This window comes from Microvirga arsenatis (assembly GCF_009910705.1).
Lineage (GTDB): Bacteria > Pseudomonadota > Alphaproteobacteria > Rhizobiales > Beijerinckiaceae > Microvirga > Microvirga arsenatis.
This window is the reverse complement of the sequence record NZ_JAAAXJ010000004.1, coordinates 286,218-299,877: the sequence shown is the minus strand read 5'-3', so window position 1 is coordinate 299,877 and position 13,660 is coordinate 286,218. Positions and strand designations below refer to the sequence as shown.

At 66.5% G+C, this 13,660-nt stretch carries 12 protein-coding genes; 11 read left to right on the top strand and 1 reads right to left on the bottom strand.

What is annotated here, in order from left to right; translation table 11 throughout:
• Window positions 1-52 precede the first annotated feature (52 nt).
• The gene (locus GR303_RS10240; RefSeq protein ID WP_161722035.1) at window positions 53-940 is read right to left on the bottom strand and encodes a LysR family transcriptional regulator; all 888 of its coding nucleotides are present in this window, start codon (window positions 938-940) and stop codon (window positions 53-55) included.
• A 202-nt stretch (window positions 941-1,142) separates the two neighbouring features.
• Here GR303_RS10240 and sdhC point away from each other — a divergent pair, with 202 nt between their 5' ends.
• From sdhC to GR303_RS10185, 11 genes are all read left to right on the top strand, one after another.
• The gene (sdhC, locus tag GR303_RS10235) at window positions 1,143-1,538 is read left to right on the top strand and encodes a succinate dehydrogenase, cytochrome b556 subunit (protein ID WP_161722036.1); all 396 of its coding nucleotides are present in this window, start codon (window positions 1,143-1,145) and stop codon (window positions 1,536-1,538) included.
• Between the two features lie 14 nt (window positions 1,539-1,552).
• Window positions 1,553-1,969: a succinate dehydrogenase, hydrophobic membrane anchor protein gene (gene sdhD, locus GR303_RS10230; protein WP_161722037.1), complete on the top strand. Its 417-nt coding sequence runs from the start codon at window positions 1,553-1,555 to the stop codon at window positions 1,967-1,969.
• An 11-nt stretch (window positions 1,970-1,980) separates the two neighbouring features.
• Window positions 1,981-3,804: a succinate dehydrogenase flavoprotein subunit gene (gene sdhA / locus GR303_RS10225; RefSeq protein WP_161722038.1), complete on the top strand. Its 1,824-nt coding sequence runs from the start codon at window positions 1,981-1,983 to the stop codon at window positions 3,802-3,804.
• A 15-nt stretch (window positions 3,805-3,819) separates the two neighbouring features.
• Window positions 3,820-4,602 carry a succinate dehydrogenase iron-sulfur subunit gene (locus GR303_RS10220; protein WP_161722039.1) on the top strand — a complete coding sequence of 261 codons (783 nt, stop codon included), beginning with the start codon at window positions 3,820-3,822 and terminating at the stop codon, window positions 4,600-4,602.
• A gap of 170 nt (window positions 4,603-4,772) precedes the next feature.
• A complete protein-coding gene (locus GR303_RS10215) occupies window positions 4,773-5,360 on the top strand; it encodes an AprI/Inh family metalloprotease inhibitor (protein WP_161722040.1) in 588 nt (195 codons plus the stop codon).
• Window positions 5,361-5,432: 72 nt separating this feature from the next.
• Window positions 5,433-6,626, top strand: a complete 1,194-nt coding sequence (zapE, locus tag GR303_RS10210) for a cell division protein ZapE (protein WP_343038400.1) — start codon at window positions 5,433-5,435, stop codon at window positions 6,624-6,626.
• Window positions 6,623-7,252: a TetR/AcrR family transcriptional regulator gene (locus GR303_RS10205; protein WP_161722041.1), complete on the top strand. Its 630-nt coding sequence runs from the start codon at window positions 6,623-6,625 to the stop codon at window positions 7,250-7,252. The genes zapE and GR303_RS10205 overlap by 4 nt, the downstream gene beginning before the upstream one ends.
• Before the next feature lie 224 nt (window positions 7,253-7,476).
• Window positions 7,477-8,439, top strand: coding sequence for a malate dehydrogenase (gene mdh, locus GR303_RS10200; protein WP_161722042.1), 963 nt, complete (start codon window positions 7,477-7,479; stop codon window positions 8,437-8,439).
• A 100-nt stretch (window positions 8,440-8,539) separates the two neighbouring features.
• The gene (gene sucC, locus GR303_RS10195) at window positions 8,540-9,739 is read left to right on the top strand and encodes an ADP-forming succinate--CoA ligase subunit beta (RefSeq protein WP_161722043.1); all 1,200 of its coding nucleotides are present in this window, start codon (window positions 8,540-8,542) and stop codon (window positions 9,737-9,739) included.
• A gap of 12 nt (window positions 9,740-9,751) precedes the next feature.
• Complete coding sequence (gene sucD / locus GR303_RS10190) at window positions 9,752-10,639, top strand: succinate--CoA ligase subunit alpha (RefSeq protein WP_161722044.1); 888 nt, start codon at window positions 9,752-9,754, stop codon at window positions 10,637-10,639.
• A gap of 60 nt (window positions 10,640-10,699) precedes the next feature.
• Window positions 10,700-13,660: a 2-oxoglutarate dehydrogenase E1 component gene (locus tag GR303_RS10185; RefSeq protein ID WP_161722045.1), complete on the top strand. Its 2,961-nt coding sequence runs from the start codon at window positions 10,700-10,702 to the stop codon at window positions 13,658-13,660.

Sequence of the window (13,660 nt, the reverse complement as noted above, 5' to 3'; positions counted from 1 at the left end):
GAATTGAGCGGCCGGAACCCGGCAATGCGTTCCCGCCCGCAGGCCGCCCGTCTCAGGCACCCTGGCGCAGATGCTCCACCAGCTGCCGCGCCGAGGTGGCCAAGTCCTTGAGGGAGCGGATGCACAGGGTGAGATCGCGGGCGGCCCAGGGATCCTCCAGGGCGACTGTGCGGATCGCCATGGTGCGGGCGGCGCGGCGCGCCGTGGTCTCGGGCACGATGCCGAGGCCCACGCCCGCCTCCACCATCCGGCACACCGCATCGAAGCTCCTGAGCTGCACCCGCAGGCGGATGGGCTTGCCGATGCGGGCGGCCTTGGCGGCCAGGAAGCGCTGGAGGGCGCTCGCCCGGTCGAGGCCGACGAAGTCGTGCTCCAGCACCTCGGCGAAGGGGATCCCGGCGCGGGCGGCGAGGGGATGGGCATCGGACACCGCCAGCACGAAACGGTCGCTGCGGAAGGGGTAGGTCTCCAGCTGCCCGGTCTCCACCGTGCCCGCGACGATGCCGATGTCGCCCACCCCCTCCGCGATCAGCCCCACGATCTCGTCGCTGAGGCGCTCCTCCAGGTCGATGGAGACCTGCGGGTGGCCGGCGAGGAAGCTTCCCAGGGCCTCGGGCAGGAATTCGGTGAGGGCGTTGGTGTTGGAGAGAATCCGGATCTGCCCGGTGAGGCCGCCCGTATAGGCGCCCAGATCCTCCCGCAGACGCTCGGCCTGGGCCAGCAGGGCGCGGGCGTGCTGGAGCAGGGTGCGGCCGGCGGGGGTGGGCACCACTCCCTGCCGGTTGCGCAGGAGGAGGGGAGCCCCGAGCGACTTCTCCATGTTGCGGATGCGGGTGCTGGCGGCGGCGAGCGCCAGATGGGCCCGCCCGGCTCCGTGGGTGATGCTGCCCGCCTCCACCACATGCCGGAAGAGGCTCAAGTCCGTCAGGTCGAATTGCATGGCCTTCCTTCGTCGGATACGAAGGCAGATAAGAATAATTAAAAATTGTGCTTTAGGCGAGCTTGGATCACTCTTCGCGGCTGACGAAGTGTGTCCCCAGTCCTCCGATCGGGGGAGGGCGCATTGCTCTGTTGCCGCGCATCCGATACGAACCGTTCCAAACGACGCGCGACCGACCCGTCGCCGAGCAGGAGAGAACATTATGGCTGAGGCGAAAGTGGCCCCGAGGCCCCTGTCCCCGCATCTTCAGATCTATCGGTGGAGCTGGACGATGGCCATGTCCGTCGCCCACCGCATCACCGGCGTCGCCCTCTATGGCGGCATCGCCCTCTTCGCGATCTGGCTCGTGGCCCTGGCCTCCGGGCCTTCGGCCTTCGACACTGTGCAGTGGTTCTTCGGCTCGCCCCTCGGGTACCTGATCCTCTTCGGCTACACCTGGATCCTCATGCACCACATGCTGGGCGGCGTGCGCCACCTGGTGTGGGACTTCGGCTACGGCATGGAGGCGGCCCAGCGCATCAACATGGCCCGCTTCACCCTCATCGGCTCGGTCGCGCTCACCCTGGCGATCTGGGTCGTGGCCTTCATCGCGTTCTAAAGGAGACCGGACCCATGGCCGACAACAGGGCTGACACCCGCGTTTCCATGCGCACCCCGCTCGCCCGCGTGAAGGGCCTCGGCGCCGCCGGGCATGGGGTCGAGCATTGGTGGCTCCACCGCATGACGGCGGTGTCGAACATCCCGCTCATCATCGCCTTCGTGATCATCGTGGCGGCGCTCGCCGGCTCCTCCTACCAGGAGGCGATCGCCATCATCTCGCATCCGCTCGTCGCGATCGTCCTGATCCTCGCGGTGGTGTCGGTGACGAACCACATGCGCATGGGCATGCAGATCATCATCGAGGACTACGTCCACGACCGCATGCTCAAGATCGTCGCGGTGATCGCCAACAACTTCTACGCGGTCGTCATCGCGGTCGCCTGCCTCTACGCCATCCTCAAGGTCAGCCTCGGCCGCATCCTGGTTTAAGGAATTCTCACATGGCTCAAGCAACGAACGGCCCGGCCATCAACGGAAAGGCCTACAACATCGTCGACCACACCTTCGACGTGGTGGTGGTGGGCGCGGGCGGCGCGGGCCTTCGCGCCACCGTCGGCTGCTCGCAGGCGGGCCTGCGCACCGCCTGCATCACCAAGGTGTTCCCCACGCGCTCGCACACGGTGGCGGCGCAGGGCGGCATCTCCGCCTCGCTCGGCAACATGGGCCCGGACGACTGGCGCTGGCACATGTACGACACCGTGAAGGGCTCCGACTGGCTCGGCGACCAGGACGCCATCGAGTACCTGTGCCGCAACGCGCCGGCCGCGGTCTACGAGCTGGAGCACTGGGGCGTCCCCTTCTCCCGCACGGCCGAGGGCAAGATCTACCAGCGCCCCTTCGGCGGCATGACCACGGAATACGGCAAGGGCACGGCCCAGCGCACCTGCGCCGCCGCCGACCGCACGGGCCACGCCATCCTGCACACCCTCTACGGGCAGGCGGTGCGCAACCAGACCAACTTCTTCATCGAGTACTTCGCCCTCGACCTGATGATGGACTCGGACGGCCGCTGCATCGGCGTGGTGGCGCTCAACCAGGCGACCGGCGAGATCCACCGCTTCCGCGCCCACATGACGATCCTCGCCACGGGCGGCTACGGACGCGCGTACTTCTCCGCGACCTCGGCCCATACCTGCACGGGCGACGGCAACGCCATGGTGCTGCGCGCAGGCCTGCCGCTGCAGGACATGGAGTTCGTGCAGTTCCACCCGACCGGCATCTACGGCGCGGGCTGCCTCATCACGGAAGGAGCGCGCGGCGAGGGCGGCTACCTCACCAACTCGGAAGGCGAGCGCTTCATGGAGCGCTACGCGCCCTCCGCCAAGGACCTCGCCTCCCGCGACGTGGTCTCGCGCGCCATGACCATGGAGATCCGCGCCGGCCGCGGCGTGGGCAAGAACAAGGACCACATCTATCTCCACCTCGACCACCTCGACCCGAAGATCCTGCACGAGCGCCTGCCCGGCATCTCCGAGAGCGCCAAGATCTTCGCGGGCGTGGATGTCACGAAGGAGCCGATCCCGGTCCTGCCGACCGTCCACTATAACATGGGCGGCATCCCGACGAACTATCACGGCGAGGTGCTCACCCTGAAGAACGGCAACCCGGACACGGTGGTGCCGGGCCTGATGGCGCTCGGCGAAGCGGCCTGCGTGTCCGTGCACGGCGCGAACCGCCTCGGCTCCAACTCGCTCATCGACCTCGTGGTGTTCGGCCGCGCGGCGGGGCTTCGCTGCGCCGAGATCCTGGAGCCGAACGCCCGCCATGCGGACCTGCCGAAGGGCGCCGACGAGCTCGCGCTCTCGCGCCTCGACAAGTTCCGCTATGCCAACGGCTCGACCTCGACCGCGGAGCTGCGGCTTCGCATGCAGAAGACCATGCAGAACAACTGCGCGGTGTTCCGCACAGGCGAGGTGCTGGAGGAGGGCAAGAAGCTCATCCACGACGTGTGGAACGCGGCCGCCGACATCAAGGTCACGGACCGCTCGCTGATCTGGAACACCGACCTCCTGGAGACCCTGGAGTTCGACAACCTGATCGGGCAGGCGGTCGTCACCATGGAGGGGGCCGCCAACCGCCAGGAATCCCGCGGCGCGCATGCCCGCGAGGACTTCACCGAGCGCGACGACAAGAACTGGATGAAGCACACGCTGGCCTGGATCGACGACACCTCCCACAAGGTGACCATCGATTACCGCCCGGTGCACACCTACACCATGTCGAACGACATTCAGTACATCGAGCCCAAGGCACGCGTGTACTAAGGAAGACGAAGCACAATGGCTCAGTTCACGCTTCCCAAGAACTCCCAGTACACCGAAGGCAAGACCTGGCCGAAGCCGGCCGGCGCGTCCAACCTTCAGGCGTTCCGCATCTATCGCTGGAACCCGGACGACGGGCAGAACCCGCGCATCGACACCTACTACGTCGACCGCGACGATTGCGGCCCGATGGTCCTCGACGCGCTGCTGTGGATCAAGAACAACGTCGATTCCACGCTGGTCTTCCGCCGCTCCTGCCGCGAGGGCATCTGCGGCTCCTGCGCCATGAACATCATGGGCAAGAACACGCTGGCCTGCACGCTGGGCATCGATGATTGCGAGTCCGACACGATCAAGATCTACCCGCTGCCGCACATGCCGGTGATCAAGGATCTGGTGCCGGACCTCACGAGCTTCTTCGCCCAGCACGCCTCGATCCAGCCCTGGCTCCAGACGGAGACGGCGGAACCCGAGACCGAGTGGCGCCAGACGCCGGAGGAGCGCTCCAAGCTCGACGGCCTCTACGAGTGCATTCTCTGCGCCTGCTGCACCACCTCGTGCCCGAGCTACTGGTGGAACGGCGACCGGTTCCTGGGCCCGGCGGCTCTCCTGCAGGCCTATCGCTGGCTCATCGATTCCCGCGACGAGGCCACCGGCGAGCGCCTCGACAACCTGCACGACCCGTTCCGGCTCTACCGCTGCCACACGATCATGAACTGCGCCAACACCTGCCCCAAGGGACTGAACCCGGCGAAGGCCATCGCCGAGATCAAGAAGATGATGATCGCGCGCACGGTCTGAGGCACCGCCGCAACACCTCACGAAAAGGCGCCGCGTGCGCCTTTTTTTGTGGGTTGCGCTTCCATATCTCGAAGGCGGAATAGTGTTGGCCTAGGTTCATATTCCTTATGTATTCTTAGGCCGCGCCGAGAGGCCGTTCGCCTTAAACGGCAGGGCATGAGAGGACCGCGATGAAGAACTCCCTTTGGGTTGTGATGGCCGTGACCTGTTCGGCGCTGGCGCTCGGCGCGTGCTCGTCCACGCGACTCGGCGGAGCGCCGATCCGCAGCGCCTCCGCGGCGCCGGTCGCCGAGGCTCCGCCGGTCGAGGCCGTTCCCTCGGGCGCCATCGAAGCCGCCCCGCTGCCGCCCGTCGCCGGCGCGCCTCTCGCCTCGGACCCCATGGCTCCCCCGGCCGGTGGAACCGACCTGGCCGGCCTGCCGCCCGCTCCTCCTCCGCCCATGGTCTCGGCCCCTGCGCCCGCGGCGGCGCCCGCGCCTGCCAGCCGCACCGCCATGGTGGGCAACTGGAGCGCCCAGACCTCCGGCGGCACCTGCCGCATCCAGCTCTCGAGCGCGCCGGCCCTCGACCTCTACCGGGCTTCCGCCTCCGGCTGCTCGAACCAGGACCTGTCCAAGGTCAATGCCTGGGATTACCGCGACGGGGAGGTCTATCTCTATCAGACCGGCGGCGCGGTCGCGGCCCGCCTGCGCGGCTCCTCCGCCTCGCTCAGCGGCGTCCTCGCCAAGTCCGGGGCCCCGCTGTCGCTCTCGCGCTGATCGCCGGAATCGCCCGGCGACGCGGCCTCAAGCCGTTTGCGCTAAAGCCTCCGGAGAGGTATCGATCGTCCTGTGAACGACACCTCCTTCTCCTCGCCTTACTCCATCACGGCCCGCTACAATGCCCTGGTTGCGGCGGGCGCCATCGAGCGCGATCCGGCGCAGGTGGCGCTGCTCAAGCGGCTCGAGGCCCTGGCCGAGGCCCTCGGCTCCTATCGCCTCGCCCGCAAGCCGAGCGCGCTCGGCTGGCTTTTCGGCAAGAAGAGCCCGGAGCCGCCGAGGGGGCTCTATGTCTGGGGCTCGGTCGGGCGCGGCAAGACCATGCTGATGGACCTGTTCTTCGAGGCGCTGCCCGTGCGGCGCAAGCGCCGGGTCCATTTCCACGCCTTCCTCTCGGATGTGCACGAGCGCATCCACGCCTATCGTCAGAAGCTGAAGACGGGCGAGGTCTCGGGCGACGATCCCATCGCGCCCGTGGCGGAAGCTCTCGCCAGCGAGGCCTGGGTGCTCTGCTTCGACGAGTTCACCGTCACCGACATCGCCGACGCCATGATCCTCGGGCGCCTGTTCACGGCGCTCTTCGCCCATGGGGTGGTGGTGGTGGCGACCTCCAACGTGGAGCCCGACCGGCTCTACGAAGGCGGCCTCAACCGTTCCCTCTTCCTGCCCTTCATCGCGCTCCTGCAGGAGCGCATGGCGGTGGTGAAGCTCGAAGCCCGCACCGACTTCCGGCTGGAGAAACTCGCCGGCAGCCCGGTCTTCTACACGCCGGCCGACGAGGAATCCCACGCGGCCCTGACCCGCGCCTTCAGGAGCCTCACGGGGCGCGAGCAGGGCCGCCCGGTGACCCTGACGGTCAAGGGCCACCCGGTCGAGGTGCCCCAGGCCGCGGGCGGCGTGGCCCGCTTCTCCTTCGAGGATTTGTGCTCCAAGCCCCTGGGCGCCGCCGATTACCTTGCGGTGGCCGAGGAGTTCCACACGGTCATACTGGAGAATATCCCGAAGATGACCTTCGAGCGGCGCAACGAGGCCAAGCGCTTCATCATGCTGGTCGACGCCCTCTACGATGCCCACGTGAAGCTCCTGGCCTCCGCCGAGGCCGAGGCCCCGGAACTCTATCATGCGGATACGGGCCGCGAGGCGTTCGAGTTCGACCGCACGGTCTCACGCCTGATCGAGATGCGTTCCGAGGAGTACCTCTCCCTGCCGCACGGGCGCGCGACCTCGGAGGCCTCGGGCAGCACGACGGGGCTCGCGGAGACATGAGGCGCCCGGCCGGCGGATCGCTTAAGGCGGCGGAGGCCGCGCCGGCCGACAGCCGTCTGCTTGCCATCGCCGCCGACCAGCTCCGGGAATTCGGGCCCAAGCACATCACCGTGGTGGGCATCGCCGATGCGGCCGGCATGACCCATGCCAATGTCTACCGCTACTTTGCCAGCAAGGCCGCCCTCATCGACGCGGTGGCGGGCCAGTGGCTCCGGCGGATGGAAGCGACCATTGCCGACATCGCGGATTCCCCCGACCCGGCGGACGACAAGCTCGAGCGCCTGATCCAAGCCTGGGCGCGAATGCACCGGGACCTCCTGAAGCAGGACCGGCACCTCTTCGACGTCTATTGCACCGCCACCGAGACCGCGCGCCCCCTCATCCGCAAGCACCGGGCCCGCATGCGCCAGCTCATCGAGCGGGTGCTGGACGAGGGCATCGCCACGGGCAAGTTCGAGCCCCGCGACCGGGAGAAGGCCCACGCCTTCATCAGCGATGCGGTCTACCGCTTCATCAACCCGTTGACCGTGCGCCTGGACGCCGAGGTGCCGCAGGACATCCTCGACCAGCGTTTGGCCACCATGATCCGGGTGGTCCTGAGGGCGCTCGCCCATGGCAGCGTATAGGGCTTAGTTACAATTTCCGAAAATTGTAACATGAAATTTAGAGGCCTCCCGAACCTACCAAGCTGCTGTAACAGCTCAGTATTTTCTTACCGTTAAGCTTACGTGCAATTATCGCAAGGCTCAAAGCCTTGCCTGTTAACCTTTTGATCGCTTGATGGCGGCCCATTTCTCGTGTCAAACAGCGCCACCTCAAAAAGGCTCGTGCCAAAACCCAAGGACAGACCATGGCCCGGAAAAAGATCGCGCTCATCGGTGCAGGCCAGATCGGCGGAACCCTCGCCCATCTCGTCGGCTTGAAGGAACTCGGCGACGTCGTGCTCTTCGACATCGCGGAGGGCATTCCCCAGGGCAAAGGTCTCGACATCGCGGAATCCGCCCCGGTCGACGGGTTCGACGCCAAGTACAAGGGCGCCAACGACTATGCCGCCATCGAGGGCGCCGACGTGATCATCGTCACCGCCGGCGTGCCGCGCAAGCCCGGTATGAGCCGCGACGACCTCATCGGCATCAATCTGAAGGTCATGGAAGCCGTCGGCGGCGGCATCAAGCAATATGCCCCCAACGCCTTCGTCATCTGCATCACCAACCCGCTCGACGCCATGGTGTGGGCGCTCCAGAAGTTCTCCGGCGTGCGCCCCGAGAAGATCGTCGGCATGGCCGGCGTGCTGGATAGCGCCCGCTTCCGCCACTTCCTGGCCGAGGAGTTCAACGTGTCGGTGGAGGACGTGACCGCCTTCGTGCTCGGCGGCCATGGCGACGACATGGTGCCGCTGGTGCGCTACTCCACCGTCGCCGGCATCCCGCTGCCGGATCTCGTGAAGATGGGCTGGACGAGCCAGGAGAAGCTCGACGCCATGGTCGAGCGCACCCGCAAGGGCGGCGGCGAGATCGTCAACCTGCTCAAGACCGGCTCCGCCTTCTACGCGCCGGCGGCTTCCGCCATCGCCATGGCCGAGAGCTACCTGAAGGACAAGAAGCGCGTCCTGCCTTGCGCGGCCTATCTCACCGGCCAGTACGGCGTGAAGGACATGTTCGTGGGCGTTCCGATCGTGATCGGCGAGAACGGCGTCGAGCGCATCGTCGAGGTCGAGTTCTCCGCCGAGGAGAAGGCCATGTTCGAGAAGTCGGTGGCGTCCGTGCAGGGCCTCGTCGACGCTTGCAAGCAGATCAACCCGGCTCTCGCGTAAGGCGTCATCCCGGCCGTCAGCCGGGATCGCATGACGAGCTCAACACGGTCAACGATCCCGGGTCGCCTGCGGCGTCCGGGATGACGAAAGAGAAGAGCACATGAACATCCATGAATATCAAGGCAAAGCGGTCCTGAAGGAGTTCGGCCTGCCGGTCTCCAACGGCCGCGCCATCTTCTCCGCCGACGAGGCGGAGGCCGCAGCCAAGGAACTCGGCGGCCCGCTCTGGGTCGTGAAGTCGCAGATTCACGCGGGCGGCCGCGGCAAGGGCAAGTTCAAGGAGCCCGAGGCCGGCGAGAAGGGCGGCGTGCGCCTCGCCAAGTCCGTCGACGAGGTGAAGCTCTTTGCCCAGCAGATGCTCGGCAAGACCCTGGTCACCGTGCAGACCGGCGAGGCCGGCAAGCAGGTCAACCGTCTGTACATCGAGGACGGCTCCGACATCGAGAAGGAGTTTTATCTCTCCATGCTCGTGGACCGCGAGACCGGCCGCGTGGCCTTCGTGGTCTCCACCGAAGGCGGCATGGACATCGAGCAGGTCGCCCACGACACCCCTGAGAAGATCCTGACCTTCTCGGTCGATCCGGCCACGGGCATCATGCCCCATCACGGCCGCACGGTGGCCAAGGCGCTAGGCCTGACCGGCCCGCTCGCCAAGGAGGCGGAGGACGTCACCACCAAGCTCTACAAGGCCTTCGTGGCCAAGGACATGAGCATGCTGGAGATCAACCCCCTCATCGTCACCAAGGACGGGCATCTCAAGTGCCTGGACGCCAAGATCTCCTTCGACTCGAACGCCCTTTACCGTCACCCGGAGGTGATGGAGCTGCGCGACCTCACGGAGGAGGACGAGAAGGAGATCGAGGCCTCCAAGTACGACCTCGCCTATATCGCGCTGGACGGCACCATCGGCTGCATGGTCAACGGCGCGGGCCTCGCCATGGCGACGCTGGACATCATCAAGCTCTACGGCGAGGAGCCGGCGAACTTCCTCGATGTCGGCGGCGGCGCTTCGGAAGAGAAGGTGACGGCGGCGTTCAAGATCATCACGGCCGATCCGAACGTGAAGGGCATCCTGGTCAACATCTTCGGCGGCATCATGAAGTGCGACGTCATCGCCCGCGGCGTTCTCGCCGCCGTGAAGACGGTCGGCCTGCAGGTTCCGCTGGTGGTGCGCCTCGAGGGCACGAACGTGGAAGAGGGCAAGCAGATCATCCGCGAATCCGGCCTCAACGTGATCCCGGCGGACGACCTCGACGACGCCGCCCAGAAGATCGTGAACGCCGTGCGCGGCGGAAAGTAAGGTTTCGACCCGATGTCCATCCTCATCAACAAAGACACCAAGGTCATCTGCCAGGGCTTCACCGGCAAGAACGGGACCTTCCACTCCGAGCAGGCCATCGCCTACGGCACCAAGATGGTCGGCGGCACCTCGCCGGGCAAAGGCGGCTCCACCCATCTGGGTCTCCCCGTGTTCGACACGGTGATGGAGGCGCGCGAGAAGACCGGCGCCGACGCCTCGGTGGTCTACGTCCCGCCTCCGGGCGCGGCCGATGCCATCTGCGAGGCGATCCAGGCCGAGATCCCGCTCATCGTCTGCATCACCGAAGGCATCCCGGTGCTCGACATGGTGCGTGTGAAGCGCGCGCTGGAGGGCTCCAAGTCGCGCCTCATCGGCCCCAACTGCCCCGGCATCGTGACGGCGGGCGAGTCGAAGATCGGCATCATGCCGGCCAACATCTTCAAGCCCGGCTCGGTCGGCATCGTGTCGCGCTCCGGCACGCTCACCTACGAGGCCGTGTTCCAGACCACCAACGAGGGTCTCGGCCAGACCACCGCGGTCGGCATCGGCGGCGATCCGGTGAAGGGCACCGAGTTCATCGAGATGCTCGACATGTTCCTCTCCGACCCGAAGACCGAGTCGATCGTCATGATCGGCGAGATCGGCGGCTCGGCCGAGGAAGAGGCGGCCGAGTTCATCGCCCGCGAGGCCAGGAAGGGCCGCAAGAAGCCGATGGTCGGCTTCATCGCCGGCCGCACGGCGCCTCCCGGACGCCGCATGGGCCATGCCGGCGCGATCATCTCCGGCGGCAAGGGCGGCGCGGAAGACAAGATCGCCGCCATGGAGGCTGCGGGCATCCGCGTGTCCCCGTCGCCGGCCCGCCTCGGCAAGACTCTGGTCGAGGTTCTCAAGGGTCAGTAACCGCATCGATGGCCGTCCCGTCCCTGGGGCGGCCGAACAGCTTTTGGATTGTGGATTGCCATGGCACGCCAAGACGCCAACGAGAATTTCCTGAACACCGCTTTCCTCTACGGGGCGAACGCGTCCTATATCGAGGATCTCCACGCCCGCTACGAGCAGGACCCCGCCTCGGTCGACGCGCAGTGGCAGGCCTTCTTCGGTGCGCTGAAGGACGACAGGCAGGCGGTCGAGAAGGCGGCCAAGGGTCCCTCCTGGGAGAGGCCGAACTGGCCGATCCATGCTAACGGCGAGCTCGTCTCGGCGCTGGACGGCAACTGGGCCCAGGTCGAGAAGGTGGTCGGCGACAAGATCAAGGCCAAGGCCCAGGCCAAGGGCGCCGAGATCAGTCAGGCGGACGTGCAGCAGGCGACCCGCGATTCCGTGCGCGCCATCATGCTGATCCGCGCCTATCGCGTGCGCGGCCACCTGCACGCCAAGCTCGATCCGCTCGGTATCAACCCGCGCCCGAACGACCAGGAGCTGCACCCCTCGCATTACGGCTTCACGGAAGCCGACTGGGATCGCAAAATCTTCCTCGACAACGTGCTCGGCCTCGAGTTCGGCACGATCCGCGAGATCGTCGCGATCCTCGAGCGCACCTATTGCCAGACCCTGGGCGTCGAATTCATGCACATCTCCGATCCGGTCGAGAAGGCCTGGATCCAGGAGCGCATCGAGGGCCCCGACAAGGAGATCTCCTTCACCAAGGAGGGCAAGCGCGCCATCCTCAACAAGCTGGTCGAGGCGGAAGGGTTCGAGAAGTTCCTCGACGTGCGCTACACCGGCACCAAGCGCTTCGGCCTGGACGGCGGCGAGTCGCTCATCCCGGCGCTGGAGCAGATCATCAAGCGCGGCGGCAATCTCGGCGTGAAGGAGATCGTGCTCGGCATGGCCCATCGCGGCCGTCTCAACGTGCTCACCCAGGTCATGGGCAAGCCGCACCGGGCGCTGTTCCACGAGTTCAAGGGCGGCTCATTCGCGCCCGACGACGTGGAAGGCTCCGGCGACGTGAAGTACCACCTCGGCGCGTCCTCCGACCGCTCGTTCGACGGCAACAACGTGCACCTGTCGCTGACCGCCAACCCCTCGCATCTCGAGATCGTCGATCCGGTGGTGCTCGGGAAGGTGCGCGCCAAGCAGGATCAGCACGGCTGCACGCCCGACAACCGCACCGCCGTCATGCCGCTCCTCATCCACGGCGACGCGGCCTTCGCCGGCCAGGGTGTCGTGGCGGAATGCTTCGGGCTTTCGGGGCTTCGCGGCCACCGCACCGGCGGCTGGATCTCCTTCATCATCAACAATCAGATCGGCTTCACCACCGATCCGCGCTTCTCGCGCTCCTCGCCCTATCCCTCGGACGTGGCGAAGATGGTGGAGGCGCCGATCTTCCACGTGAACGGCGATGATCCGGAGGCCGTAGTCTTTGCCGCGAAGGTCGCGACCGAGTACCGCCAGCGCTTCCAGAAGCCCGTCGTCATCGACATGTTCTGCTATCGCCGCTTCGGCCACAACGAGGGCGACGAGCCGGCCTTCACCCAGCCGCTCATGTACCGCAAGATCCGGTCGCATCCGTCCATCACCGAGATCTACACCAAGAAGCTCCTGTCCGAGGGCGTCGTCACCGAGGCCGAGGTCGAGGAGATGAAGTCGAGCTGGCGTTCGAAGCTCGATGCCGAGTTCGAGATCGCGGCCAACTACAAGCCCAACAAGGCCGACTGGCTCGACGGCCGCTGGTCGGGCCTCAAGGCCGTGCGCGAGGATCACGACGATCCGCGCCGCGGGCAGACCGGCGTGTCGGCCGAGACCCTGCAGCAGATCGGCAAGGCGCTCACCACGATCCCGGAAGGCTTCCACCTCCACCGCACGATTCAGCGCTTCCTCGACAACCGCAAGAAGATGCTGGAGACCGGGGAGGGGCTCGACTGGGCCATGGCCGAGGCGCTCGCCTTCGGTTCGCTCCTGCTCGAAGGCCACCGCGTGCGCCTCTCCGGCCAGGATGTGGAGCGCGGCACCTTCTCGCAGCGCCACTCGGTCCTCACCGACCAGGAGAACGAGGAGCGCTATACGCCCCTCAACCACATCAGCGAGGACCAGGCCCGCTACGAGGTCATCAACTCGATGCTCTCGGAGGAGGCGGTGCTCGGCTTCGAGTACGGCTACACCCTGTCGGAGCCCAACGCGCTGACCTTGTGGGAAGCCCAGTTCGGCGATTTCGCCAACGGCGCGCAGGTGGTCTTCGACCAGTTCGTCTCGTCGGGCGAGCGCAAGTGGCTGCGCATGTCCGGCCTCGTCTGCCTTCTGCCGCACGGCTACGAGGGCCAGGGTCCGGAGCATTCCTCCGCCCGTCTGGAGCGCTTCCTCCAGATGTGCGCCGAGGACAACATGCAGGTGGGCTACTGCTCCACGCCGGCCAATTACTTCCATATCCTGCGCCGCCAGCTGAAGCGTGACTTCCGCAAGCCGCTGGTCCTGATGACGCCGAAGTCCCTGCTGCGCCACAAGCGCTGCACGTCGAGCCTTGCCGACATCGCGGAGGGAACCTCCTTCCACCGCGTCCTGCAGGACGACGCTCAAGCCGGGCGCGACGGCATCAAGCTGGTGAAGGACGACAAGATCCGGCGCGTGGTGATCTGCACGGGCAAGGTCTATTACGACCTGCTCGAGGAGCGCGAGAAACGGGGCATCGACGATGTCTACCTTCTGCGCGTCGAGCAGCTCTATCCGTTCCCGGCGAAGTCGCTGGCGGCCGAGCTCGCCCGCTTCAAGAAGGCCGACGTGGTGTGGTGCCAGGAAGAGCCCAAGAACATGGGCTCCTGGACCTTCGTCGAGCCCTATCTCGAATGGGTGCTCAAGACGGCCGGCTCCAAGGTGGAGCGCCCCCGCTATGTGGGCCGCCCCGCCTCCGCCGCCACCGCCACCGGCCTCATGTCCAAGCACATGGCCCAATTGCAGGCCTTCCTCGACGAGGCTTTCGCGGCCTGA